This window comes from Chryseobacterium sp. R2ACT005 (assembly GCF_049949215.1).
Classification (GTDB): domain Bacteria; phylum Bacteroidota; class Bacteroidia; order Flavobacteriales; family Weeksellaceae; genus Chryseobacterium.
This window is the reverse complement of the sequence record NZ_CP188192.1, coordinates 3742222-3766925: the sequence shown is the minus strand read 5'-3', so window position 1 is coordinate 3766925 and position 24704 is coordinate 3742222. Positions and strand designations below refer to the sequence as shown.

General features: G+C 35.7%; 20 protein-coding genes. 10 read left to right on the top strand and 10 right to left on the bottom strand.

The annotated features are described in order from the left end of the window. The first annotated feature begins 3 nt into the window (after nt 1-3). From ACPF63_RS17180 to ACPF63_RS17170, 3 genes are all read left to right on the top strand, one after another. On the top strand, nt 4-477 hold the full coding sequence (locus ACPF63_RS17180) for a GNAT family N-acetyltransferase (protein WP_232539058.1): 474 nt from the start codon (nt 4-6) through the stop codon (nt 475-477). A gap of 73 nt (nt 478-550) precedes the next feature. Further along, nucleotides 551-1360: a glucose 1-dehydrogenase gene (locus ACPF63_RS17175; RefSeq protein ID WP_426480725.1), complete on the top strand. Its 810-nt coding sequence runs from the start codon at nt 551-553 to the stop codon at nt 1358-1360. 104 nt (nt 1361-1464) lie between these two features. Then, nucleotides 1465-4134, top strand: coding sequence for an MGH1-like glycoside hydrolase domain-containing protein (locus ACPF63_RS17170; protein ID WP_426480724.1), 2670 nt, complete (start codon nt 1465-1467; stop codon nt 4132-4134). A 26-nt stretch (nt 4135-4160) separates the two neighbouring features. Here ACPF63_RS17170 and recO read toward each other — a convergent pair whose 3' ends face one another. From recO to ACPF63_RS17150, 4 genes are read right to left on the bottom strand one after another with little or no spacing between them, the layout of a single operon-like run. Beyond that, on the bottom strand, nt 4161-4847 hold the full coding sequence (gene recO / locus ACPF63_RS17165) for a DNA repair protein RecO (protein ID WP_077413956.1): 687 nt from the start codon (nt 4845-4847) through the stop codon (nt 4161-4163). Nucleotides 4848-4850: 3 nt separating this feature from the next. Next, the gene (locus tag ACPF63_RS17160; protein ID WP_426480723.1) at nt 4851-7115 is read right to left on the bottom strand and encodes a hypothetical protein; all 2265 of its coding nucleotides are present in this window, start codon (nt 7113-7115) and stop codon (nt 4851-4853) included. A 1-nt stretch (nt 7116) separates the two neighbouring features. Then, nucleotides 7117-8067: a bifunctional metallophosphatase/5'-nucleotidase gene (locus tag ACPF63_RS17155; protein WP_426480722.1), complete on the bottom strand. Its 951-nt coding sequence runs from the start codon at nt 8065-8067 to the stop codon at nt 7117-7119. After that, the gene (locus ACPF63_RS17150; protein WP_426480721.1) at nt 8067-8825 is read right to left on the bottom strand and encodes a 5'-nucleotidase C-terminal domain-containing protein; all 759 of its coding nucleotides are present in this window, start codon (nt 8823-8825) and stop codon (nt 8067-8069) included. Before ACPF63_RS17150 ends, ACPF63_RS17155 begins: the two co-directional genes overlap by 1 nt. A gap of 107 nt (nt 8826-8932) precedes the next feature. Here ACPF63_RS17150 and dapA point away from each other — a divergent pair, with 107 nt between their 5' ends. The 4 genes from dapA to ACPF63_RS17130 all read left to right on the top strand — a co-directional run bounded on the left by dapA (nt 8933) and on the right by ACPF63_RS17130 (nt 11738). Continuing rightward, on the top strand, nt 8933-9805 hold the full coding sequence (gene dapA, locus ACPF63_RS17145) for a 4-hydroxy-tetrahydrodipicolinate synthase (protein ID WP_426480720.1): 873 nt from the start codon (nt 8933-8935) through the stop codon (nt 9803-9805). Between the two features lie 113 nt (nt 9806-9918). Continuing rightward, nucleotides 9919-10431 carry an N-acetyltransferase family protein gene (locus ACPF63_RS17140; RefSeq protein WP_426480719.1) on the top strand — a complete coding sequence of 171 codons (513 nt, stop codon included), beginning with the start codon at nt 9919-9921 and terminating at the stop codon, nt 10429-10431. A gap of 286 nt (nt 10432-10717) precedes the next feature. Then, the gene (locus ACPF63_RS17135; RefSeq protein WP_077413962.1) at nt 10718-11299 is read left to right on the top strand and encodes a helix-turn-helix domain-containing protein; all 582 of its coding nucleotides are present in this window, start codon (nt 10718-10720) and stop codon (nt 11297-11299) included. Further along, nucleotides 11292-11738 carry a response regulator gene (locus tag ACPF63_RS17130; protein WP_426480718.1) on the top strand — a complete coding sequence of 149 codons (447 nt, stop codon included), beginning with the start codon at nt 11292-11294 and terminating at the stop codon, nt 11736-11738. The genes ACPF63_RS17135 and ACPF63_RS17130 overlap by 8 nt, the downstream gene beginning before the upstream one ends. Before the next feature lie 619 nt (nt 11739-12357). Here the strand turns inward: ACPF63_RS17130 and recG are convergent. The 5 genes from recG to ACPF63_RS17105 all read right to left on the bottom strand — a co-directional run bounded on the left by recG (nt 12358) and on the right by ACPF63_RS17105 (nt 20513). Next, nucleotides 12358-14445: an ATP-dependent DNA helicase RecG gene (gene recG, locus ACPF63_RS17125; RefSeq protein ID WP_426480717.1), complete on the bottom strand. Its 2088-nt coding sequence runs from the start codon at nt 14443-14445 to the stop codon at nt 12358-12360. A gap of 160 nt (nt 14446-14605) precedes the next feature. After that, a complete protein-coding gene (locus tag ACPF63_RS17120) occupies nt 14606-15139 on the bottom strand; it encodes a thioredoxin family protein (protein ID WP_426480716.1) in 534 nt (177 codons plus the stop codon). A 43-nt stretch (nt 15140-15182) separates the two neighbouring features. Then, entirely contained in the window at nt 15183-16694 is a 1512-nt protein-coding gene (locus tag ACPF63_RS17115) for a peptide MFS transporter (RefSeq protein WP_426480715.1), read from the bottom strand. A gap of 276 nt (nt 16695-16970) precedes the next feature. Further along, a complete protein-coding gene (locus ACPF63_RS17110) occupies nt 16971-18725 on the bottom strand; it encodes a peptide MFS transporter (protein WP_180565202.1) in 1755 nt (584 codons plus the stop codon). A gap of 132 nt (nt 18726-18857) precedes the next feature. Next, nucleotides 18858-20513 carry a peptide MFS transporter gene (locus ACPF63_RS17105; protein ID WP_426480714.1) on the bottom strand — a complete coding sequence of 552 codons (1656 nt, stop codon included), beginning with the start codon at nt 20511-20513 and terminating at the stop codon, nt 18858-18860. A gap of 142 nt (nt 20514-20655) precedes the next feature. On the opposite strand from ACPF63_RS17105, the gene ACPF63_RS17100 reads away from it, so the two are divergent. Then, a complete protein-coding gene (locus ACPF63_RS17100) occupies nt 20656-21480 on the top strand; it encodes a GLPGLI family protein (protein ID WP_426480713.1) in 825 nt (274 codons plus the stop codon). 54 nt (nt 21481-21534) lie between these two features. On the opposite strand, the gene ACPF63_RS17095 is transcribed toward ACPF63_RS17100, so the two are convergent. After that, complete coding sequence (locus ACPF63_RS17095) at nt 21535-23664, bottom strand: S9 family peptidase (protein ID WP_426480712.1); 2130 nt, start codon at nt 23662-23664, stop codon at nt 21535-21537. A 329-nt stretch (nt 23665-23993) separates the two neighbouring features. On the opposite strand from ACPF63_RS17095, the gene ACPF63_RS17090 reads away from it, so the two are divergent. Together ACPF63_RS17090 and ACPF63_RS17085 are read left to right on the top strand one after the other, a co-directional pair. Further along, entirely contained in the window at nt 23994-24467 is a 474-nt protein-coding gene (locus tag ACPF63_RS17090; RefSeq protein ID WP_077414246.1) for a hypothetical protein, read from the top strand. Between the two features lie 12 nt (nt 24468-24479). Then, nucleotides 24480-24668 carry a DUF6496 domain-containing protein gene (locus ACPF63_RS17085; protein WP_077413974.1) on the top strand — a complete coding sequence of 63 codons (189 nt, stop codon included), beginning with the start codon at nt 24480-24482 and terminating at the stop codon, nt 24666-24668. Nucleotides 24669-24704: the final 36 nt, after the last annotated feature.

The following is a 24704-nucleotide window of genomic DNA, read 5'->3' as shown; positions in this document are numbered from 1 at the left end:
ACTATGATACATTTAGAATTCTTTAAACCAGAAGATCTTTCCGGAGTCAGTTATGCTTTGGATGAAAACCAGATGCAATTTACTGCGACAGCTCAACAGGCTTTGCAAAGTATCAACGAACGGGATGATGACGACGCATTTCCGATAACGATATTTGAAAATGAGCTGCCTGTCGGGTTTTTTGTACTTGATTTCGGGAAAGATAAATTTGAACTTACCGATGATAAAACATCAGTTTTACTGCGTTCTTTATCTGTAAATCCTCAGATGCAGGGGAAAGGAATAGGAAAAATGGCTATGCTGGAAGTAGGAAATTTTGTAAAAACCCACTTTGGAGATTGTAACGAAATTGTACTGGCAGTAAATCAGAAAAATGATTCCGCATACCATATTTATCTTCAGTCAGGATATATTTTTGACGGTAAAACCAGAATAGGAAGAAGCGGTCCTCAATATCTGATGTACAAAAAACTTTAATAAAATTTTAAAATCATAATTTTTTATCTGCTGATATCTTTCCATAACTTTGAGTAACATCAAATTACAAAACATGGAAATATCACTTCAAAATCAGGTAGCTGTGGTTACAGGTGCCTCCAGCGGAATAGGTTCAGGAATTGCAAAATCATTAGCTGCAGCAGGAGCGACAATCATTGTCAACCATTCTTCGGAAAGATCTGCAGAAGAAGCCAAAGCTGTTTTGAAAGAAATCACTGATGCCGGAGGAAAAGGAATAACCTATGCATGTGATGTATCCAAAGAAGATCAGGTGGTCAAAATGTTTCAGCATGTTGTTTCTGAATTTCAAACTGTAGATATTCTGGTGAATAATGCGGGTATTCAAAAAGATGCGAAATTCACCGAAATGACCATCGATCAATGGAATGCTGTCATAGGGGTCAATCTTACGGGACAGTTTCTATGTGCCAGAGAAGCCATTAAAGAGTTTCTAAGGCGGGGAATAGACCCTTCACGTTCCATTGCATGTGGGAAGATTATTCATATCAGTTCTGTGCATGAAATTATTCCATGGGCCGGGCATGCCAATTATGCATCCAGTAAAGGAGCCATCAGAATGTTGATGCAAACTCTTGCTCAGGAATATGGTGCAGATAAAATCAGGGTCAATTCTATTTGCCCGGGAGCTATTCAGACGCCTATTAATCAAAATGCCTGGAATACTCCTGAAGCACTGAATTCTCTTCTTACCCTTATTCCTTATAACAGAATCGGACAGCCTCAGGATATTGGAAATTTAGCCGCTTTTCTGGCCAGTGATCTTGCTGATTATATTACCGGAACCAGCATCTTCGTTGATGGTGGCATGACTACGTTTGAGAGTTTTTCTACAGGAGGTTAAGAAGTTCAAGGTTTAAAGTTTATAGTTTTGGGGTTGTTCTCATAGCTTCAAACGAGATCAGATATGACTCATTGCTTATTATTCATTACTCATAATTATCGCTTATGTCAGAAAAACAGAGAATTTCAGATATTTCATGGAAAAAATGGGGTCCTTATGTAAGTAATCGGGAATGGGGGCTTGTTCGTGAAGATTACAGTGAAAACGGAGATGCCTGGAATTATACCAGTCATGATACTGCGGAAGCCAAAACATACCGTTGGGGTGAGGAAGGCATATGCGGAATCTGTGATGACCTTCAGAAGCTTGTATTCTCTGTCGGATTCTGGAATAAAAAAGATAAAATGGTGAAAGAACGGTTCTTTGGATTGACCAACGGACAGGGAAATCATGGTGAAGATGTAAAGGAATATTTTTATTACCTGGATTCTACACCTACCCATTCTTATATGAAAATGCTGTATAAATATCCCCATACTATTTTTCCCTATGAAGATCTCATAAAAACAAATGCTTCAAGAAGTAAGGATGAAACGGAATATGAATTGATTGATACCGGAATTTTTGATAACAATGAATACTTTGACATTTTTATTGAATATGCAAAAGAAAGTCAGAATGATATTCTTGTCAGACTAACGGTTGTCAACAAATCTGAAAAAGAAGCATCCCTTGTAATATTGCCTACGGTTTGGTTCAGAAACACCTGGAAGTGGGGCTATGATGACTATCAACCCAAATTGTATGCTGAAGATGCAGACCGTATTAAAGTAAATCATCAGGATATTGACATCAAAAATGTATATGCAAAACAATCTTTAAAAACCCTGTTTTGTAATAATGAAACCAATAATGAAAGACTTTACCAGTCGCAAAATGAATTTAAGTTCTGCAAAGACGGGATCAATAATTTTGTAATGACAGGTAACTCTCAATCTGTGAACCCGAAGAATGTAGGAACCAAAGCTTCTTTTTTTATTGATGAAGATTTCAAAGCTGGGGAATCCAGAATATTTGAATTCAGAATATCGGATAAGGACTTACGAGAGCCGTTCGGTGATTTTGATACTGTTTTTAATCAAAGACAGAAAGAAGCAGATGAATTTTATGCTGAAATCCAGAAAGGAATTGCTTCGGAAGATGAGAGGCTGGTACAAAGACAGGCTTTTGCAGGGATGCTGTGGAATAAAATGTTTTACCACTACAATGTTGAAAAATGGCTGAAAGGTGATCCTGCTGAAATGCCTCCTCCACAGTCGCGGAAAAAAATAAGAAATTACGACTGGAAGCATCTTAATAACGAACATATTATTTCCATGCCGGATAAATGGGAATATCCGTGGTATGCCACCTGGGATCTGGCATTTCATACCATCAGCTTTTCCTTGATAGATCCTGATTTTGCAAAGCATCAGCTGAAACTTTTCCTGTTTGAATGGTATATGCATCCAAACGGACAGCTTCCCGCCTACGAATGGAACTTGAGTGATGTGAATCCTCCGGTACATGCCTGGGCCGTTTTCAGAGTATTTAAAATTGATGAATATTTAAATAACAAACCTGACCTGGAATTTCTGGAAAGTGCTTTTCAGAAACTGTTAATGAACTTTACATGGTGGGTCAATAAAAAGGATACCAATGGCAATAACATATTTGAAGGAGGTTTCTTAGGACTTGATAATATTGGGGTTTTCGATCGGAATGCTGTTTTGCCAAACGGAGAGCAGCTGGAACAGTCGGACGGGACGAGCTGGATGGCCATGTTTGCCCTGAATATGATGCGGATTGCTTTGGAACTGGCTCTTTACAATAATGTGTATGAAGAAATGGCGATGAAGTTTTTTGAACATTTCCTGGCGATTGCCAATTCACTGGATAATATGGGTGAGGAAGAATTCAGTTTGTGGGATGAACAAGATGAATTTTTCTATGATGCCATAGCTTCTAATGACGGAACGCATATGTATTTAAGATTAAGAACCATCGTAGGATTGATTCCGATGTTTGCCGTTGAGGTCATCGATGATGAAATGATTGAAAACCTGCCTAATTTTAAGAAAAGAATGAAATGGGTACTGGAAAATAAACCGGAACTGGCTTCTCTGGTTTCAAGGTGGGAAGTCAAAGGCCAGGATTCCAAACACCTTTTGTCTTTGCTTCGCGGACACCGTTTGAAAAGATTATTAAACAGAATGCTGAATCCGGATGAATTTTTAAGTGATTATGGAGTAAGAGCGTTATCAAAAGAGTATGAAAATAATCCTTATACTTTGACACTGAATGAAACGGATTATAATGTGAAATATACTCCCGCAGAAAGTGACAGCGGTCTTTTTGGGGGAAACAGCAACTGGCGCGGTCCGGTATGGTTTCCTATTAATTTTTTGATTATCGATAGTCTTCAGCGCTTTTTCTTCTACTATAGTCCTGATTTTTTAGTGGAATATCCTACAGGGAGTGGAAACTATTTAAACCTTGATCAGATAGCGGATGCTTTAAACAAACGGCTTGCAAAGATTTTTTTAAAGGATGAAAATGGGAAAAGACCTGTCCACGGGCAGTATGAAAGATTTCAGACGGATCCGGACTTTAAAGATTATATCCTGTTCTACAAATATTTTCATGGGGACAACGGACGTGGAGTAGGAGCTTCCCACCAGACAGGCTGGACGGGACTTATTGCCAAGATCTTACAGCCAAGATTCTCCAAAAAAGAAATTGCCGAATCTGAAACTGAAATGCCTGGAGATATTGAAAAAACAAAAGAATCATAAAACAATACTACCCATCAGAAATCGGCCTATTCAAATATCTGCTGGATAATTTCCAATGAGGCAGGTGTTTTGAAGTCTGTGATATGATAATGATAATATATCAGAAGGCTGTCCAGAAAATCTTTTCTTAATGAAGAATGGATTTTTGTAGCATATAGATTTTCAGCACAAAGTGCTTCTTTCCATAATGTGGAAATTTCTTCATTGAATTGCTGATGACAGATTCCTAAGGAAAAAGTTCCGGTTTCCGGATCTAAAAACTTACCGTCACCCAACAGTGGAGCAACTCCCTGAATTTTTAAAACAGCCAGTAAAAAGAGCAGATGTGCCTGATAATTCCTGTTCGTCAGTTCATTGATAAAATGATTTATGCCGGTATAGATAGGAATATTTTTATCCTCATATTTAAGGATATGACTCAGGAAATCTGAAATAAAGAAAATAACGGTATTGACTTTTATATCCGTATAAATATCATTATTTTTTACCAGTTCAAACTTTGAAACAGTTGGTATGCCATTGCCACGGAGCGGTTGTATTGAAAAATTCAGATGGCTCAGGGGCAGCAGCAGAGCTTTCTTTTTGTTCTTTTTAGCATAAATTCCTTTCAGAAAATAGCTTTGAAAACCCTCTTCTTCAGTAAAACAATGCAATACAGCATCATTTTCTCCATATTTTATAAACGAAAGTAAAAAACCGTTTTGTGAATTCATTAATTAATTGACTACTCCTATTTTGGCTGTAGCTTTATCTGACCCATCTTCATTGGTCATCAGGACAAAGTACATTCCTGAGGCTACTCTTACCCCTTTCTGATTATTAAGATCCCATTCATAATAACCTCCTCTTGCTACTGCAGAGTGTACAACATTTCCTGCTGCATCTACAATTCTTATATTCGTTTTTTCTGCAAGACCCTTAAGGGTAACTTTTCCTTTAAAATTAGAATATACAACAGGGTTAGGATATACTACAACATCACCGAAATTGGAAGTTACATCAGCAACATCACCCTGATATGTTACAATACCATTATATGTTACAAAATATACTTTCCCGGTTTTCTTATCAACTTTTATATCTGTAACACTGTTTGTAGGAAGAGGTGAATTTTCTTTAGTAAAATGTTTTATTGTTTTCTGGCCGTCAGCAGAAAGGTAATATACACCACCACCATCAATGGAAACCCATTTGTAATTTCCTTCGTCTACTGCGATCTGAAGAATAGCTGATTCCCTGAAAAGCTCTTCACCCAGCCCGTTTTGTTCTATGACTATAGGTTCTACTTCCGGCTGTGGATTTTTTATCTCAGATGCAGCATTAGGCATAATCCTTAAACCTCCGTCTGTACCGATCCATGCATCTCCGGACTTATCAAATGCTACAGATAAGATTCCTCCTGAACTATTAAATCCATTAGAAGAACCCAGAATATAATCTGTATCATCGGAAAGGTTGGTTGCATTTTTATAGTCATATACCCAAAAGTTATTAGATCTCGGCAGCGGAGTCCACAGCATATTTTCATGGAAAACGGCCTTTTGTATACCATCACTGGCAAGAACTATTTTCTTGATGATAAAATCATCAGCGGCTTTATCATAGATTCCCATGGAAGGGTTTCCGTCATTAAATCCGAAGGAAACAAAAAGATTGTTCTGAGTATCTGTAGTCAATCCTACCGGACGTCTGTAGTAAGGCTGTGCACCGAGATTATAATACTTTACCAGATCAAAATCTTTGCTTGTGGCATTATATTTCATTCTATACACTCCATTATCCAACATTGTATAGTTAGTAAAGAGAACTTCATTACTGTTATAAGGACTTATAATAGCATCCAATACGTTGACAAAGACTGGACGATTTGGATTACTTTTATTGAAAAAAGAAGGATAAATCCAATCCGTACCGTTGAAATAATAAAATCCCGGTTCTTGTGGAATAATGGACGGGTGGTTGTAATTATTTGCTCTGGCACCAGAGGAAACCAGAAGCTGATTATTATCGAAAAGATTAATATTATAGGCAAAATTGTAGTAAGGGCCTGATGGTTTGAAAGTATTATTACTTTCATCCTTGATCCCTGATAATAAGGTTCCTCCAAAAATTTTTCCACCAGCTGTTATTGCAGTGTTGCATTCTTCTCCAAGGCTTACCGCATTTTGTGATACCCCGTTTATTCCGTAGGTATACACTCTGTTGTCAGTAACTATAATATTATTAGATGTAACAACGATATCACGAATATTATCAAAGTTCGTAGGAAGCTGAGTCGGAGTGCCGTTGTTGTAAAAATAGGCCGCTGTAGCTGATGAATATACAAGCTCAGATTCTGAATCTATATGCTTGAATGCTCCGGGAGCTTCCGTTGTCCATGTAGAATATACCGGGAAGGTAGTATTCAACTGATGGCTCTTCAATCCTGTATTGGTTACAGAATATACTTTATTCCCGAATATGGTTGCTTCATTACTTGCTTCATACACCCCGCCAGTCAGGAAAAACGCAGAATCTCCGAATTCTTTATTATTCAGATTAAATATGGAAAGTCCATAGCCTACAGAAATGACAGCCTGATTTCCGGTAATGGAAATATGATTGATTTTTTTATTTCCGTTATAGCCGGTAGCAATAGGAATATCAACAATATATTTGATTTCCTGTGGAGTGATAACATCCATGGAGCCGTTTTCATACCCAATAAGTCCTGTTTTAGTCTGTGGGTTGTAATCGAAGGCTGTTATTCCAATATTATGAAGGCCATTGGCCTTGGACAACTTCGTAATTTCTCCTGTTGATATTGTATAATAGAATATTCCGTTTTCTGTAGCTGCAATGATTTTCCCATTGTCTTCTTTCATAGCTAAGACTTTGTTATAGGAAAATACATCAGCCCATTTTTTCGATGAAATGACCTGCGCTTTTGTAAACTGCAGGGATGCTAAAATACCAAGAGAAATTATAGAGAGTTTTTTCATATTATGCGGTTATGCTGCTGTCTATTGCCTGATTGTTCCAGGAAATATGCTGTACGTTTTTGTTTGTATCAAAATAAAAATCTATTCTACCCAAAAGAAGACCTGCCCATCCTACCTGATTGACAAGTACGTTTTTGCCCTGTCTGTTGGTATAAGATTGAGGTTCCGGTAAAAATGTATGAGTATGGCCGCCCAGGATAATATCAATATTCTCTGTATTGGCCGCTAAAATTTTATCACTTATTTTATTCGGTTCATCTTTATAATCATAACCGATGTGTGAAAGACAAATTACCAGGTCACATTTCTGCTCTTTTTTCAGATAATTTGAATAATGCTGTGCTACGTCAATGGGATTGGAATAAACGGTTTCTCCGTACTGTTTTTTACCTACAAGGCCGTCCAGTTGAATTCCCACTCCGAAAATTCCTACTTTAATTCCATTCTTGTTGAATATCTTATACGGAGAAGTTTTCCCGTCAAGAATCGTATTTTTAAAATCATAATTGGAACAGATAAAAGGAAACTTCGCATTGGGAAGTACTTTTAAAAATCCATCAAGACCATTATCAAAATCATGATTTCCCATAGTAGAGGCATCATATTTCATCATTGACATTAATTTAAACTCCAGTTCTCCTCCGAAGAAATTGAAATAAGGAGTTCCCTGGAAAATATCTCCTGAATCAAGAAGCAGTACATTGCTTTCCTGATTTCTGATCTGCTGAATTAAGTTTGCCCTTCTTGCAAAACCTCCCTGGTTAGGATTTCTTGTATAGCTTGCATCGAAAGGTTCTATTCTGCTATGCTGGTCATTGGTATGAAGGATCGTCAGTTTATTTGCGGATTTTAAGTCAAGAATTTTCAACTCTTCCGCCATCATCATATTGGGAGCTAAAGCCATTGCCAAAGATCCGCCTCCTATTGCTTTTAAAAAACTTTTTCTATCCATTACTTCTTCCCGATAAAATTTAAACGAACATCTGAATTTACTACCACTTCAGGAGTCTTCTTAAAATAATCGATAAACAGATCTCTCATTTTAATTCCTGTTGAGATTGATTCTCCTTTTGCAAAGAATTTCATGTTGTCTCCTCCCAGTGCAAGATAGTCTGAAGTAGCAATATAATAGTCTTTAGCCGGATCTACTGCTTTTCCGTTGATCAGGGATTTGATTACCTGTCCGTTATTGGTCTCAATATATAAATGAGAAACAGGATTGTTGACCTGCGTTTTTGCATAATACTCAAAAAGTCCCTGTAAATCGGCTCCTTTCATTTTCACAATAACTACCTCATTTTCGAAAGGCATTACTTCAAATACATTTTTAAGTAAAATATCACCCTTTCCGATAGTGGTACGGATTCCTCCGATATTGATCAATGCAGCATCTACATTCTGCTTAAGATGAGTTTTTATCCATTCATTACCTCCTTCAAACGTATAGTCAGCTAAAAGATTGCCCAGATTGCTGTTGTCGCCCTGCTTTGTAAGATCCGCATTCGTGTGGGAGATCTTCTGGTTCATTTCTTTATCCAGTTTTTGCTTATAAGGCTCAATAAATTTTGCAAACTCCTCATCATTTTTTAGCTCATTATTAATAGAAATATTTTTCTGGGTCTTTACATCCGCAAGTTGCAGCGTAGAAGCTGTTTTGCATGCTGTAAGGGCTGCCAGGGCAATTCCTATTAACAAGAATTTATTTTTCATAATATCTTTTAGTATATGCAAATATAACTATATGTATAATAAAACATTATTATTTATTACAAATTCTTACTGTAAATGATTAAATTTGGCAAAAATAATTCTAACAGATGAGCATTTTAAAAGGAGTAGGTGTTGCATTGGTAACACCCTTTAATGAAGATTTATCCGTTGACTTCGACAGTTTAACAAAACTGGTTGAATACAATATCGAAAACGGAACCAATTATTTGGTAGTATTGGGTACTACGGCAGAAGCCGCAACGCTTTCTGCAGAGGAGAAGAAACAGGTAATTGAGCATATCATTAAGGTGAATAATAAACGTCTTCCTTTAGTTTTGGGAATTGGCGGCAACGATACTCTTGACGTTAAGAAACAGATTGAAGAAGCAGATCTTTCTGCATTTGAAGCAGTACTTTCAGTATCTCCTTATTACAATAAACCGAACCAGGAAGGTCTTTATCAGCATTATAAAGCTTTAGCTTCCACAGGGAAGAATATTATTATTTATAATGTTCCTTCAAGAACCGGTCAGAACGTAGAAGCAGATACTACCCTTCGTCTTGCAAAGGAATTTCCTAATTTATTCCTGATTAAGGAGGCTTCACCTAATATTTTACAGTATTTTGATATTCTGAGAAAGAAACCTGAAGGCTTTTCATTGGTTTCCGGAGATGATGAATATACATTGCCTGTAACATTAGCAGGAGGAGATGGTGTGATTTCCGTTATCGGGCAGGCATATCCTAAAGAATTCTCTACCATGGTACAGCTAGCTTTTGAAGGGAAAGTGAAAGAAGCTTACGCAATTCACAATAAGCTGGTAGATATTACCCGTTTGATTTTTGCAGAAGGTAACCCTTGCGGTATTAAAGTAATTCTTGCAGAAAAAGGAATCATTAAAAACTATCTGAGACTTCCTTTGGTAAAAGCATCAGAAGGTCTTCATGCAAAAATTAAAGCTGAAATGGCAAACATTTAATAATGAATTGAATTTTAATATCACTTTAAAATTCAGCATTTCATTATTGAAAAACATAAAGGGTGAAAAGTTTAGGCTTTTCACTTTTTTTAATCATAATAATACAATAAATCATGAAATTAAGACAGGCAACAGCCGTGGATGTCCCTTTAATTCAAGATCTGGCACGAAGATCGTGGGAAAATGCCTATGCAGACATTCTTTCAAAAGAACAGATGGAATTTATGCTTTCCGAAATGTATTCTGAAACAGAAATTCTGAACCACCTTCAGAATCCTCATTACCATTATTATCTCATTCAGGATGAAAATAATGACTCTTACGAAGGTTTTATCGGATATGAACATCATTATGAAGATAAAACAACCAAGCTGCACCGTATTTATCTTGTTCCGGAGAGTAAGGGTAAAGGATTCGGCAAAAAAGCACTTCAGTTTCTGCATGAAAAAGTTTCTGAAAACGGAAATGAAAGAGTTATTTTGAATGTGAATAAAAATAATGCTGCCCGAAACTTCTATGAGTCTCAAGGATACAGGGTTTATGGGGAAGGTATTTTCGATATAGGGAACGGATTTGTAATGGATGATTACATGATGGAATTTCTAATTCACTTATCATTGACTTAAAATTTTGTAACTTTATCCTGTAATTCTATAACAAGTGACTTCTTATTTTGAATGATCTTTGCTTCAGAACCAAATCACTTATAACAATACATTCATATGCTTGGTTTTGAGCTGACACAGCTTTTTATCAGTATATTTTTTTCATCCTTAGTGTTTAAATTCCTGTATTCTTAAATACAGGAGTTTTTGCGTCTATTTGGTAAAAATAAAAAAATTGAATCTATTTCACTTTTAAATGAAATAAATTATTATATTTACTAAATAAAACATGCTTATATATACTAGGATGAAAATGTATGTTAAATTTGATTTCAATGCCCTTTGCAAGAAGGTATTGGACGAAAAACTTAAAGAACACGGGCTGAAGTACAGGTTGCTGAACTTCGGTGAAGTGGAATTTTATGAGCCCCTTACACAAGAACAACACAGTCTTTTTAAGAAAAATCTTGAAGATTATGGTATAGAAATCATAGAAAGTCAAAAGACTGCGTTGGTACAGAAAATAAAAGATGCTATCGTAGAACTGGTCTTTTCTGATGAGATTATACCGGTAAAAGCATCCATATATATTGCTGAAAAACTGAATCACAGCTATGGTTATCTTTCCAACCTATTTTCCGAAGTTGCTTATACATCTATTGAGAATTTTATTATTCTGCAAAAGATAGAGCACGCGAAAGCCCTGATCATAAGAAATAAACAAAGCCTTACAGAAATAGCCCATAAGCTGAATTACTCCAGTGTGGCGCATTTGAGCACCCAGTTTAAAAATACAACGGGAATCACTCCCTCCCAGTTTCAAAAGATTATTGGAAAACGAAGAAGAGCTCAAAGCACGGTAATAAACCCTAAAATGCAGTATGAATAAAGAATTTCTGAACGTAATAGTAGCAGATAACGATGAAAACACCTTGATTTTTTTTAAAAATATTTTGAAAGAGTTGAAAATCTCTATAAAAGTTCAATGCTTCTGTAACGGAAAAGATATGATGTTATATCTGAATAATGATGATGCCGTAGTTCCGGAAATTGTTTTCATAAACTACACCATCCCTGGAAAAGACAGCTTGGAATGCCTGGAAGAAATTGGAGCGAATTCAAAATTCAATAATATGGTAACGACCATTTTTTCTGAACCTATTTCGGAAAATGAAATTGAAGATATTTTTGTAAAAGGGGCCAATATTTTCATGAAAAAACCTGAGTCTTTTGAGAGTCTTAAAAAAGTACTTACAGAAATTATTACAATCAATTGGCAGTATCACACTTCAGGATTGAATAAAGATCATTTTATTCTAAAAGTATGATGAATAAAGGGATTATTAATTTTGTATTAAGGAAATATTAATCGTATTTGATGCATACTATTCACAAATAAGTGAAAATTTTATAACTAATACTTAAAATAATATAAAAAGGATCTGAATTAATATACTGACATTTGTAAAAGTAATCTGAGACACAAATTTCATTATATAGTAGAAGATACAGATGAATGAGAATAATTGTTTCTAAAAACAAAAATTATATAAATCACGATGTTAGTTAACAAAATGGATTATACTAATTTTCCAATTTTAAAGCATAGAAGATCTTTAAACAAAACGGTACAATCATGAAAACTCAAAAGTAGTTGGAGGTATTTTTATTCGTTTCATTCCCTCATCTCCAGCGAAACTCAGTTAGTTTTTATAATAAGCAAGTTGGAAAAAAATAATTCATTTTGTTTTTCATAATTTATTTTAATAGTTAAGGTTTTAGCTTATCTAAATATATATTGTTATATAGATATTTTCACATCACACCACACCACATCACAAAATATTAAGCCTTAACTATTAAATAAATTTTTGAATATATCAAAAGTAATTTCTTCTAAATAACAGTTTTATAAGGGGGCCGCAGGAAGTATTTTCTGCGGTTTTTTTATGAAATTTTACTCCACTTGTTTTTTCCTTTGTAGTATCTGATATAATAGTTTTTAATGATCAGATTATCAGGTCTGGACAGCATCGGATCCGCTTCCAGAATTTTTTCTACCGTATTTTTTGTTGTTTTAATGATCGCCGAATCATTAATCAGGTCCAATCTCTTAAAATCTACCACACCACTTTGCTGGGTACCCAGAATATCTCCCGGACCACGAAGCTGCATATCCACTTCAGAAATTTTAAAGCCGTCATTGGTTTCAGTCATTGTCTTAATACGCGTTCTGCTTTCCTTCGACAATTTGTCTGATGTCATCAGGATACAGTAACTCTGTTCAGCACCTCTTCCTACACGCCCTCTTAATTGATGAAGCTGTGAAAGCCCGAATCTTTCTGAACTTTCAATAACCATTACGGAAGCATTAGGGACATTTACTCCAACTTCAATTACTGTAGTTGCCACCATAATTTCAGCTTTTCCCGAAGCAAAATAAGCCATTGCCGCGTCTTTTTCGTCCGGTTTCATTTTCCCATGAAGCATGGTCACGTTGTATTCTGAGAAATAATCCATGACATGTTCCAACCCTTCCACCAGATTTTTGTAATCTAAGGTTTCAGATTCTTCAATAAGCGGATATACAAAATAGACCTGCCGCCCTTTCTTAATCTCATCTTTACAGAAATTATAAACATATAGTCTGTCTTTTTCACGTCTGTGAGCCGTAATGATAGGTTTTCTTCCTACAGGCATTTCATCAATCACAGAAACATCCAGATCTGAGTAAAAACTCATCGCAAGTGTTCTCGGAATAGGAGTAGCGGTCATCACCAGAATATGAGGCGGAATTTTGTTTTTGGCCCAAAGTTTAGCACGCTGAGCAACTCCAAACCTATGCTGCTCATCAATAATTGCTAATCCCAGATTTTTGAATTTAACCTTATCTTCTAAAACAGCATGGGTTCCTACCAGAATTGAAAGTGTACCATTTTCCAGTTCTTCATGGATAATTCTCCTTTCTGCTGCTTTGGCAGAACCGGTCAGAATACGGATGTTGATTCCGGTTTTTTCTAATAGTTCCTTGATACCATTATAATGCTGCTGGGCAAGAATTTCTGTTGGAGCCATCAAGCAACTCTGAAAACCATTGTCCATAGCAATAAGCATGGTTAGCAATGCCACCATCGTTTTCCCTGATCCTACATCACCCTGTAAAAGCCTGTTCATCTGAATCGGCCTTTTCATATCAATACGGATTTCCTTTAATACCCTTTTCTGTGCATTGGTAAGCTCAAAAGGAAGGTGGTTTTCGTAGAAATCGTTAAAATGATCCCCAATAATTGGGAAAGGGTTGCCATGAGCCTGTGTTTTATGGTGAAGCTTTTTTAAGCCATATCCTAATTGAAAAAAGAATGATTCTTCAAATTTCAACCTGTAATCTGCCTTATCAAAATGCTCTTTATCTTTCGGAAAATGAACATTCAGAAAAGCATGCTGCCTGGACATGAATTTAAAGGTTTTCATGAGGTATTCCGGAAAATTCTCTTCAATAAGACCAGGAATTTCTTTGCAGATATTTTTCAATGCATTCTGAAAAAATCTTTGACTTAATCCTCTTTTAGTTAGTTTTTCTGAACTCGGATAAATAGGTTTAAGTCTTGTATCTCCTTCTTTACTTTCTTCAGCTTCTATTTCCGGATGCGGCATAGAAAACTGGCGGTTGAAAACATTGATTTTCCCAAAAATATAAACCTCCTTATTAATAGGAAGCTGTTCTTTCAACCATTTTGAATACTGGAACCATACCAGATCCATGCTGCCTGTTTCATCATTGAATTTCGCAGATAATCTTTTAGTCTTCCCAGTCTGGATTTCCTGAACATGAGTGATTCTTCCCCTCAATTGTATTTCCTGGCTGCTTTCTTCCCGAAGCTGAGAAACGGTATAAATTTTACTTTTATCCAGATAGCGGATAGGGTAGAAGTTCAGCATATCTTCAACAGTAGTCAGGCCCAATACACTTTTAATAAGTTTGGCTCTTTCCGGACCTATGCCTTTTACGTATTCTATGGAGGTTTCGAGATTCATTTTTCAGATTTCAGGATGCGGGTTTTTGAATTTTTTGATCCTTATTTTTTGACAAAAGAAATAAAGGTTCGAATTTCGGTAAAATTAAAAAGACTTCCAAAAAATTGGAAGTCTGTATGGTGAATTTTTAAAATTAAATCCGAAAATCCGGATCTCTATATTAATCTTTGATTTTAGATTTAAATTTTTTCTGGTAATCTTCCCATTGTTCTCTGGTTTTAATCTTTTTGAATAAATCTTTTGAGATCAGTTCCAGATAGGGTTCCAGTTCTTTGGCAGATAATTCTCCCTGAAGAATGGTGATAGGATCTCCATGCTCATCCAGAAATACGGTGCTTGGAACAGCACCTACATTCATATACTGTGTAAACTCATGCAGTGAATTTTTTCCTTTTCTGTGCTCGGTATTAGGGTTTGAAAATGTTCTTCCGAAGGTATCAATACTCTTTTTTTCTTCTGCATTAAACTTTACAGGATAATAATTCTCGTTCAGATTCTGGGCAATCACAGGATGTCCGTAAGTTTTTTTGTCCATGATTTTACATGGGCCGCACCAGTCTGCATAAAAATCAATCAGTATTTTTTTAGGATTTTCCTTTTGGGCTTTTAAAGCTTCCTCAATGGTCATCCACTTTACCTGGGCAAAACTGAAATTTAATAAAAGTAAGAGAATTATGCTTAAAAATTTCTTCATATTGTGATATTTAGGTAAAAATAAGCATAATTACTTATTCTTTTTATTTTACATCCTGCATTAATTTTTTCACGTACGGAGATATCAAAATTAATACCACTCCGGCAATTATCGCATATAATCCTAATTGTTTATATCCATCAGTATAAGTGATCAATTCATCATAGTTGGTGGAACCTTCTTTTGCCGTAGCAAGACTGGCTCCGATAATCCCTGCAACATACTGTCCATACGCAGAAGCAAGAAACCACATTCCCATCATCATCCCCTGCAGATTCTTGGTAGACAGTTTGGTCATAATAGATAATCCGATAGGAGAGAGGCATAGTTCACCAAGAGTAATGATTAATAATGCCAGGGTAAAGAAATTCAATGAAGTAATTCCCTGAAGGTCTGCGAACAATCGGGTAGCAAATAGGGCATAATATCCTAATCCCAGGAAAATGAATCCTAATCCGAATTTAATAATGGTATTAGGTTCAATTTTTTTCTTATTCAGCCAGATCCAAAGAAGTCCGATAATTGGAGCAAGGAAAATAATAAAGAAAGCTCCTCCAGAGTTATTCACACCATTAGGGTCTAATCCGAAAAGATCCTTGTTCAGATTCTTAGCTGCAAAAATACTTAAAGAGCCTCCACTTTGTTCGTAAATTCCCCAGAATATGATGGAGAAAATAATGAAAACCAGAGCTGCCCATAACTTTTTACGTTCTGAAGCTGTTACTTTGGACATTTCATAGAATAGATAAATTAAGGTTAATGGCCCAATGGTCCACATGAAATAATCTGTATATTCTGTCTGAGCAACCATGATCATAATAATGGGTACAAAAACCAGTGACAATACATATACTCCGTATTCTTTCCATTTTGGTATAGGAGCTGTTTTTTCTTCTGCCAAAGGATGTCCCGGCTGTAGACCAATAGTGCCTAATGTTCTTTGTGTAAATACAAAATTAATTAAACTTATCACCATTACGATCGAAGCCAGTCCGAAAGCAATATGCCATCTCATTTCTTCTGCAATAATATTACTTAGGAATTCTCCTTTACCAATGGCAATACACAAATAACCACCTAATAATGCCCCAAGATTAATTCCTGCATAGAAAAGCGAAAAGCCTGCATCAGCCCTTGAATCATTAGGTTTATAAAGTTGTCCCACCATGGATGAAATATTAGGTTTAAAGAAACCTGTACCCACTACGGTGAATGCTATTCCGAGGAAAAAGAATTTATGAGGATCTGTAGCAAGAATTAAACTTCCTACAATCATCAGGAGACCTCCCCAGAAGAGGGATTTTCTGAATCCTAAAATTTTATCGGCAAAAAGACCTCCTATAAAAGTAAAGGCATATACGAAAGCCTGAGTGGCGCCATATTGAAGGTTGGCTTCCTTTTCATGGAAATTAAGCTGTGAGATCATAAAGAAGACCAGCATTCCACGCATTCCGTAGAAACAGAAACGTTCCCACATTTCAGAGAAAAAAAGGCTCCAGATCTGTCTGGGATATTTTCCTTTGAAATCTTGTATTTCATCTAAAGTTAAGCTCATAATGATATATGATTAAGTTCTAATTAAGGGTTTTTATCTTTCTGATCCAGTTCAAAACGGATTCTGTCCTGGTCAATAATTTGTTTTAATTCTTCTTCTTTTGGGAGGTACAGCAGGTATTTGCTGGCGAATAAATTGTTTTTATCATTTTGAGTGAAAGAAATAGGTCATGGATTCAGCCCAATTCGTGACGCACTGCGTCACATATTTCCATCGTACGAAAATAAAAAAAACCTCTGACTTAGCAGAGGTTTTATTCATATTTTGTTAATACACTTAGTTTACACCGTGCATCATTTTCTTTAAGATAGGTGAAATTAAACCTAGAATTACAGAAGCAATACCACAAAGTACTACGAATACCATGAAGAATTCAAATAAGTTGTGAATCTCAAATCCTACAAAAGTAGGGTTGTGTAATGGTAACTGAGCTTTATCAAAAGCAGCTACCTGATCTGCAGTTAAGGTTACTTTCTTATCTAAGACATCCTGTAGGTTAACTCCTATTTCCTGTGCTTTTGTAAACTTATCACCTGTTGCAGGGATAAGAGCTCCTAATGAACCTGCCAAAGCGTATCCTGCAGCATTAGAGATAAAGAAAACACCATATAATAATGAGGCAAATCTTTTTGGAGCCAGTTTACCAACCAATGATAAACCAATCGGAGAAAGACAAAGCTCACCACAAGTCTGGATGAAATAGAGTAGCATTAACCATTTGATTGCTAATAATCCTGAGTTTCCAAGATCTTTTACATTGTGTGCAATGATAAAATAAGAAAGAGCGATTAATGCCAATCCCATTGCCTGTTTGAATGGAGATACCGGTTCTTTTCCTTTTGCTCTTAGCTTATCCCAACACAAACTGAAAGGAACAGCTAATAGAACTACGAAAATTCCGTTAAAGATCTGAACCATTGAAGGTGGCATATTCCAACCGAAAATGTTTCTGTCTGTTTGGTTATCTGCGATAAATGTTAAAGAAGAACCTGCCTGTTCGAATGCAGCCCAGAAGAAAATAATAAAGAATGATACGATATAGATTACCCAGATTCTCTGTCTTTCAATTTTGTTTTCAGCAGAACTCATGATCAGGAATGCTAAGGAAATACCGGCTGCATAGATGAATGGATAAATAATTCCTTTGATCAATTGACCCATTTCTACTGCTTTAAAGCCAAATTCTCCTACAAGAAGATATCGGAAAGCAAAGAATAAAATCACAAATATAATTCCAGTAATACCTAAAGACATTCCTGAGAATTTAGCAGTCTGCGTTTCTCCTTCTTCAAAGTCTGCACTTGTATTGTTTTTAGGCAATCCTCCGATAGGTCTTCCTTCAGGGGTTACTACATATTTATTTTTAAGGATAAAGAATGTTATTGTTCCGATTATCATTGCAATAGAAGCAGCTAAGAATCCCCATTTGAAAGCAAAGATATCTCTTACTCCAGTCGCAGCATCTTTTACGTCTCCTACGTATGGACAGATAAACTGACCTAAGAATGCTCCAATGTTGATCCCCATATAGAAAATAGTGAAAGCTGAATCCAGTTTAGACTTTTCCTGTTTTGGATAAAGACTTCCTACCATTGAGGAAATGTTCGGTTTGAAGAATCCGTTACCAAAAATAATAACGAATAAAGCTAACCACATGATCATTTTGGAACTACCCAGATCTGCGGAAAAGGTAGAGGCACTGATGAATAATAGAAACTGGCCAATAGCCATTAAAGATCCACCAATAATGATTGCAAATCTGTTTCCGATATACTTATCAGCAATAAACCCTCCTAAAAGAGGTGTTAAATAACATAAAGCTAGAAATCCACCATAGATGATCGCCGCATCAGCTTCTTTTATTAATAAGGAATTTACCATGAAGAGCGTCAAAAGTGCTCTCATCCCATAAAAGTTGAAACGCTCCCACATTTCTGTTCCGAAAAGAACCCATAATCCTTTAGGATGCCTGGAATTCTTATTCTCTACAAATTCATCCGGTTTCGGACTCAATGCTTCAATATTATCCATTTCTATTGTTAATTTTTGTTAAGACTGACAAATATAGTTTATTTTGGGTTTTTGGCAAGGTTTTAATTTTATTTTTAAATAAAAAAGCTGCGGAATAGTTCCGCAGCTTGCTAATCGTTATAATATCAAGGATTAATGTCCTTTTTCTTTCATAATTTTGTTCAGTCTTTTTAACATAGAAAGACCTAAAAGTGTAGCAAATATTAACAAACCGAAGTTGACAAGGAAGTAATTCGTCTTGTTTTCGTAATTATACCATGTACTTGCCAGGATTCCTGAAAGCTTATTTCCCACAGAGTTGGCAAGGAAGAATCCTCCCATCATCAATGCGGTGATCCTTGCAGGGGAAAGTTTTGAAACAAATGAAAGTCCCATTGGAGACAAACATAATTCCCCGATGGTAATTACTCCATAGCTGGCAACAAGCCATAGAGGAGATACTTTTACAGCTCCGTTATCTCCGGCCATTACTGCTAAAACCATTACCAGACAGGAAAGTCCTGAAATAAATAATCCTAAAACAATCTTGGTAGGAGTCAGGGGTTCTTTTCCTTTTCTTCTCAATAATGCCCAGAATCCAACAATTACAGGAGTCAATGCAATAACCCAGAACGGATTGATAGACTGGAATAATTCTGTATTGTACAGGTATACTTTATTCTCAGGGTTTTTCTCGAGGGCAGCACGCTGTTCAGGGGATATGTTTTTAAAATAAACATCTTTACCCGTCTCCTTTCTAGTCTCTCCTTTGTCATCCTTTTGAGATCTGAACTGATTGTCATATACCGGAGTTTCTTTGTTCTCATAGCTCTTACCTTCCACCATATAAATTCCCTCCAATGGTTTTTCAAGAGAAGCAGGAACACTTCTGTCTGTATAATAATTCGCCCATCTCGTTAAAGCTGTACCATTCTGTTTGAAAACAGCCCAGAAGAACATACTGATCAGGAATACAGAAAGTAATGCTCCGATAGATGCTTTTTCGTCAGGTTTAGCTTTAAAATAAAGGGATGCATAGAAATAGATTACAGGTACACATGCAAAAATAAAGGCATCTGTACTGTCACTTCCAAAAATATTGTTAGGAATAAACCAACCTATTGCTCCGGCAATAATAGCAGGAACAAATACTTTAAGCATAATTTCCGAAAGCTTGGTATCTCCTTCCTGTACGGGTTTCATCTGTGCAGCATGGATATAATGCTTTCTTCCGATGGTAAAAATCACCATACCAATAAGCATTCCCACTCCGGCAGTAATGAAAGCCTCACCCCAGCCAAATTTATTACGCATAAATGCTGCAATAATGTTACAGATAAATGCTCCAATATTGATTCCCATATAGAAAATATTATATCCGGAGTCTTTATTAGCTTTATAAGGTTCCTCAGAATAAAGGTTTCCTAATAGTGTTGAGATAGTAGGTTTAAAGAAACCATTTCCAATAATAATTAATGCTAGTGAAGCATAAAACAGAGGCAAATCTTTAAACACACCCATTCCTATATATCCGGCAGCCATTAAAAAGCCTCCCAGATAAATAGATTTAATATATCCTAAAACTCTGTCTGCCAGGAATCCACCAATGAAAGGAGTCAGATAAGTTAAGGCAATATAAGTTCCGAAAATATCATCAGCAGTTTTGTCAGGCAGTCCAAGGCCCCCTTTCATACCGGTAGGCTCAATAACATACAGCACAAAGATTCCAAGAATCAGGTAATACCCGAAACGTTCCCACATCTCCGTAAAAAAGAGGAAGGGCAGGCCTTTAGGATGTTTAGTCTTCATATATTCAATTTTCAAATTTCCCAAAAATAAGTTTTTAATTTTAATTGATAAAATAAATAATACTTGCCTAAATGATTAATGAAATAAATATAAAACCATTTTGGTTGAAACAATAATTTTTTTAAATTGACAGGATTAAACTATGAAAAAGCTATTATTTTTATTACTGGGAACATTTACTTGTTTTTCACAAAGTAACAGATTTATATATGAAGTAACTTCCAAGAAGGATTCTACCTCTGAAAATAGAATTAAAGAAAATTTTAATCTTGACACTACGTCCGATAATATAGCCTACTACAATAGATTATATTACGTCAATGATTCATTGTTCGCAACTAAAAATCAATACGGATATAAAGGGTATAAGTTGACTTCATTTCTGATTAAAAAAAATAATAGCAATGAATATCAGAACTATGAATACATTGGAGATGTGAATTTTTATAAAATCAATGAAAAGGTGGGACAGAATTGGAAAATTTCAGATAGTACCAAAGCGTTTGGAGGTTATAAGGTTCAAAAAGCAACTACTCAATTTGGAGGAAGAAGCTGGATAGCATGGTTTTCCAAAGATATCCCCATTCCTTACGGACCTTATAAATTTAATGGACTGCCCGGACTTATTATGGAGTTGTATGATGTTAAAAAAGACTATTACTTCAAAGTCATTAAAAGTGAAAAAATTACAGAGGATTATAAACGGGTTTCATTGGACAATTCTATTTCCAGAGCAATTTCTGTTAATCAGGCTAAGCTGGATCAATTGAAATTAGAACTGTATGACAACCCTTTTAAATATATAATGAATGGAAGGCTTGCTTTAACTGAAGGAAAAAAATTAGAACTTGAAGACGGCACCATTCTCACCAAAGAACAGTTGAAACCTGCTGAAGCTAACGAAAGAAAAAAAATAAAGGCTTTTAATAATCCAATAGAGTTGGATAAGGCTGTAAAATATCCATAACAAAAAACCCTTTCAAAAGTTTGAAAGGGTTTTTTGTTATAAGTAACATGTTGATTATAAATTATTCAGAATAAAATCCGTCATTTTCTGATACAACTGTGGTCTTGTCTGTCCACCATAAATTCCGTGGTTTTTATCAGGATAAGCCATGAAATCAAATTGTTTTTTATTTTGAATCAAAGCTTCAGAAAACTCCATAGAGTTCTGGAAGTGAACATTGTCATCAGCAGTTCCATGAATCAGAAGGAATTTACCTTTTAACAGATTTGCATATTCTGTAGGAGAATTTTTATCATATCCATCAGGGTTTTCCTGAGGAGTTCTCATAAATCTTTCCGTGTATACAGAGTCGTAATATCTCCAGTTGGTTACCGGTGCTACGGCAATTCCCATTTTGAAAACATCTGCACCTTTGGTCATTGCTAAGCTGGTCATATAACCACCGAAGCTCCATCCGAACATTCCGATTCTGCTTTTATCAACATAAGATTGGCTTCCAAACCACTTTGCCGCCGTGATCTGATCTTCAATCTCATATTTCCCTAAATTCATATAGGTTACTTTCTTATATTTCGCTCCCTTGTAACCCGTTCCACGACCGTCTACACAAGCTACAATATAGCCTTTTTGTACAAGGTGGTTGAACCACATTGCATTTCCATTATCCCATGAATTGGCAACCTGCTGAGATCCCGGTCCGGAATACTGGAACATAAATAAAGGATACTTTTTATTAGGATCAAAGTTTTTAGGCTTCATGATCCATGCATTCATCTGATCGCCTACAGCATTTGGAATGGTGATGAACTCTTTTTCAACAAAATTATCCGTTTTTAATTTCTGTAATTGATCATTGTTGTTCTGAAGTTCTTTTACCATTTTTCCGTTCCCGTCTTTTAAAACATAAGTGTAAGGTTTTGCTGCTGTAGAAGAGGTTTCAATGAAGTAATTATAGTTTTTGCTGAAATTGGCAGAGTTGTTTCCTTCTGCATTGGAGATCAGCTGAGATTTTCCGTTTTCAATATTTACTTTGGAAACAATCTTATTGATACTTCCTTTCTCGGTAGTCTGAACGTAAATTTCTTTCGATTTTGGATTGAATCCATAATAATCAGTTACCTCCCAGTTTCCTTTTGTGATTTGTTTTTTAAGCTTACCATCTTTGTCATACCAGTAAAGGTGGCGGTTTCCATCTCTTTCAGAAGCCCAAAGGAAAGAATCATCCTCAAGGAACTCCAGAGTAGGGCTGTCTGTATCAATCCATTTATCATCAGTTTCAGTAAATAATTTCTGAACTGCCCCTGTTTTGGTATTTACTTTTAAAATATCTGAAGCATTCTGAATTCTCTCAGAAGTAATTAAAACAATTTCATCCGGTTTTGCAGTCTGAAATACATTCGGGATGTAATAATTCTTGAAAGAACCTAAGTTCAGCTGCATTGTTTTTCCATTGTCGAGACGATACAGCTGTGCGGAAACTACAGAGTTTTTCTCACCTGCTTTTGGATATTTATAACGCATTTCAGCTGGATACAGGCTTTTTCCGTAGATAGGAATATAGATTTCCGGTACTTGCCCTTCGTCAGATTTTACAAATACAATGGCATCAGAATTCTTGGTCCATTCATACTGTCTTGCATGTCCGAATTCCTCTTCATAAACCCAATCTGCCAAACCATTCAGTATGGAATTCTTTTTACCGTCAGTAGTAATCTGTGTGATTTTTCCTGAAGCAAGGTCCTGATAGAATAAATTATTATCAGAAATAAAGGCCACTTTTGTCGCATCAGGTGAAAATGTAGGCTCCTGAACTGTTTTTCCCTCATTCAGGCTGGTTACTTTTCCGGATTTTAAATCTTTTACATCAAATTTTCCAAGGAAAGAATGTCTGTAAATAGGCTGGCTGCCTACCTGTAAAAGGATTTTAGACTCATCATCAGAAAAAATATAGCTTTCAAACTTTCCGTCTACAAGATTTCCTTCTTTCTGTGACGTTTTATAAGAATATTTTGCAATTCCTGATGGTTCAATCACAAGATAATTTTCACCGTTTTTCATGGATGTGATTCCTGCGATCCCTTTTCCACGGTAATATCCTGAATATATTTTATCTAAAGTAATTTCCTGTGCTGACACATTTTGGAATACAGCAGCAACAGTAAGAGTTAATAGGAGCTTTTTCATTTCTAATTTTAATGATTCCAAATTTAATAATTCTTACTTATATAACCATATAAAATACAAAATCAAGATATCAAGTCCTGATTCTATATTTTAATTAAGCTTCATGCATCGTCCCGGATATTCTGTTTCTGGAGGATAATGTCCTTCAGGAGCACAGAAAGAACTTCCATTTACTTCCTTTAATTGTAGTCTTGAAATTTTCAGGGTTAAATATTTTTAGTTTTCAGCTTTAAAATAATAATAAATATTCAGAAATGAAATTTTTAAAAAAGGCAATTTGGCAAAAAAATTGAATATATAATAACTATAAATCAAATCAAATGATAATTATGGAAACGAATGCATATAACCAGAAACTGAACCGTTATGTATTAAACGACCAGATTGTTTATACAGGTTTTTCCAGTTTTAATGACGCCGAAGAATGCGCACATAAAAAAGGAGGAAAATTGGTAGAAGTAGTGTTTAGAGACGGAAATGATAATCCCGAAATTACTGATGAAGCAGGGTTGATAGAGAAAAAAATGCATTACCATGTGTATGCAGGCGATGAATACAAATTTATTCATTCCTCCGATCCGGGATTCAGAAAATATGCGGATGAATTGCAAAAAATTAAAGCAAGACAACAGCAATCACCACCCGATGAAAGATATTTTGCCAATTTTGAAATTGAAAATGCGGAAGATCCGATCATTGTAATCAAAAATGATCATTTTGAATCGGTAACATCGAGAGAGCGTTCAAAGTATTTGAAACATGCCTGTGTTTATGAATTAGGGGTATCCCTGCCAAAATCTTAAAAAAATCTGATCATGAGCAAGACTAAATATTCAGAAAAAGCTCAGGACAAAGTAGGAAAAGTGATGCACGAATTTAAAGAAGGAAAACTGAAATCTTCTTCCGGAAAGAAAGTGACAAGCAGAAAGCAAGCCGTAGCTATCGGGATTTCTGAAGCGAAAGAAAAGGGTCTTAAAGTGCCTGCAAAGAAGAATAGTAAATAAACCTATAAAGAAATGCCCGGAAATTTTTCCGGGCAT

Bases quoted from the DNA above. Each gene is read 5' to 3' on its own strand.
- ACPF63_RS17180 (WP_232539058.1), top strand. From the start codon at position 4: ATGATACATTTAGAATTCTTTAAACCAGAAGATCTTTCCGGAGTCAGT.
- ACPF63_RS17175 (WP_426480725.1), top strand. From the start codon at position 551: ATGGAAATATCACTTCAAAATCAGGTAGCTGTGGTTACAGGTGCCTCC.
- ACPF63_RS17170 (WP_426480724.1), top strand. From the start codon at position 1,465: ATGTCAGAAAAACAGAGAATTTCAGATATTTCATGGAAAAAATGGGGT.
- recO (WP_077413956.1), bottom strand. From the start codon at position 4,847: ATGAATTCACAAAACGGTTTTTTACTTTCGTTTATAAAATATGGAGAA.
- ACPF63_RS17160 (WP_426480723.1), bottom strand. From the start codon at position 7,115: ATGAAAAAACTCTCTATAATTTCTCTTGGTATTTTAGCATCCCTGCAG.
- ACPF63_RS17155 (WP_426480722.1), bottom strand. From the start codon at position 8,067: ATGGATAGAAAAAGTTTTTTAAAAGCAATAGGAGGCGGATCTTTGGCA.
- ACPF63_RS17150 (WP_426480721.1), bottom strand. From the start codon at position 8,825: ATGAAAAATAAATTCTTGTTAATAGGAATTGCCCTGGCAGCCCTTACA.
- dapA (WP_426480720.1), top strand. From the start codon at position 8,933: ATGAGCATTTTAAAAGGAGTAGGTGTTGCATTGGTAACACCCTTTAAT.
- ACPF63_RS17140 (WP_426480719.1), top strand. From the start codon at position 9,919: ATGAAATTAAGACAGGCAACAGCCGTGGATGTCCCTTTAATTCAAGAT.
- ACPF63_RS17135 (WP_077413962.1), top strand. From the start codon at position 10,718: ATGAAAATGTATGTTAAATTTGATTTCAATGCCCTTTGCAAGAAGGTA.
- ACPF63_RS17130 (WP_426480718.1), top strand. From the start codon at position 11,292: ATGAATAAAGAATTTCTGAACGTAATAGTAGCAGATAACGATGAAAAC.
- recG (WP_426480717.1), bottom strand. From the start codon at position 14,445: ATGAATCTCGAAACCTCCATAGAATACGTAAAAGGCATAGGTCCGGAA.
- ACPF63_RS17120 (WP_426480716.1), bottom strand. From the start codon at position 15,139: ATGAAGAAATTTTTAAGCATAATTCTCTTACTTTTATTAAATTTCAGT.
- ACPF63_RS17115 (WP_426480715.1), bottom strand. From the start codon at position 16,694: ATGAGCTTAACTTTAGATGAAATACAAGATTTCAAAGGAAAATATCCC.
- ACPF63_RS17110 (WP_180565202.1), bottom strand. From the start codon at position 18,725: ATGGATAATATTGAAGCATTGAGTCCGAAACCGGATGAATTTGTAGAG.
- ACPF63_RS17105 (WP_426480714.1), bottom strand. From the start codon at position 20,513: ATGAAGACTAAACATCCTAAAGGCCTGCCCTTCCTCTTTTTTACGGAG.
- ACPF63_RS17100 (WP_426480713.1), top strand. From the start codon at position 20,656: ATGAAAAAGCTATTATTTTTATTACTGGGAACATTTACTTGTTTTTCA.
- ACPF63_RS17095 (WP_426480712.1), bottom strand. From the start codon at position 23,664: ATGAAAAAGCTCCTATTAACTCTTACTGTTGCTGCTGTATTCCAAAAT.
- ACPF63_RS17090 (WP_077414246.1), top strand. From the start codon at position 23,994: ATGGAAACGAATGCATATAACCAGAAACTGAACCGTTATGTATTAAAC.
- ACPF63_RS17085 (WP_077413974.1), top strand. From the start codon at position 24,480: ATGAGCAAGACTAAATATTCAGAAAAAGCTCAGGACAAAGTAGGAAAA.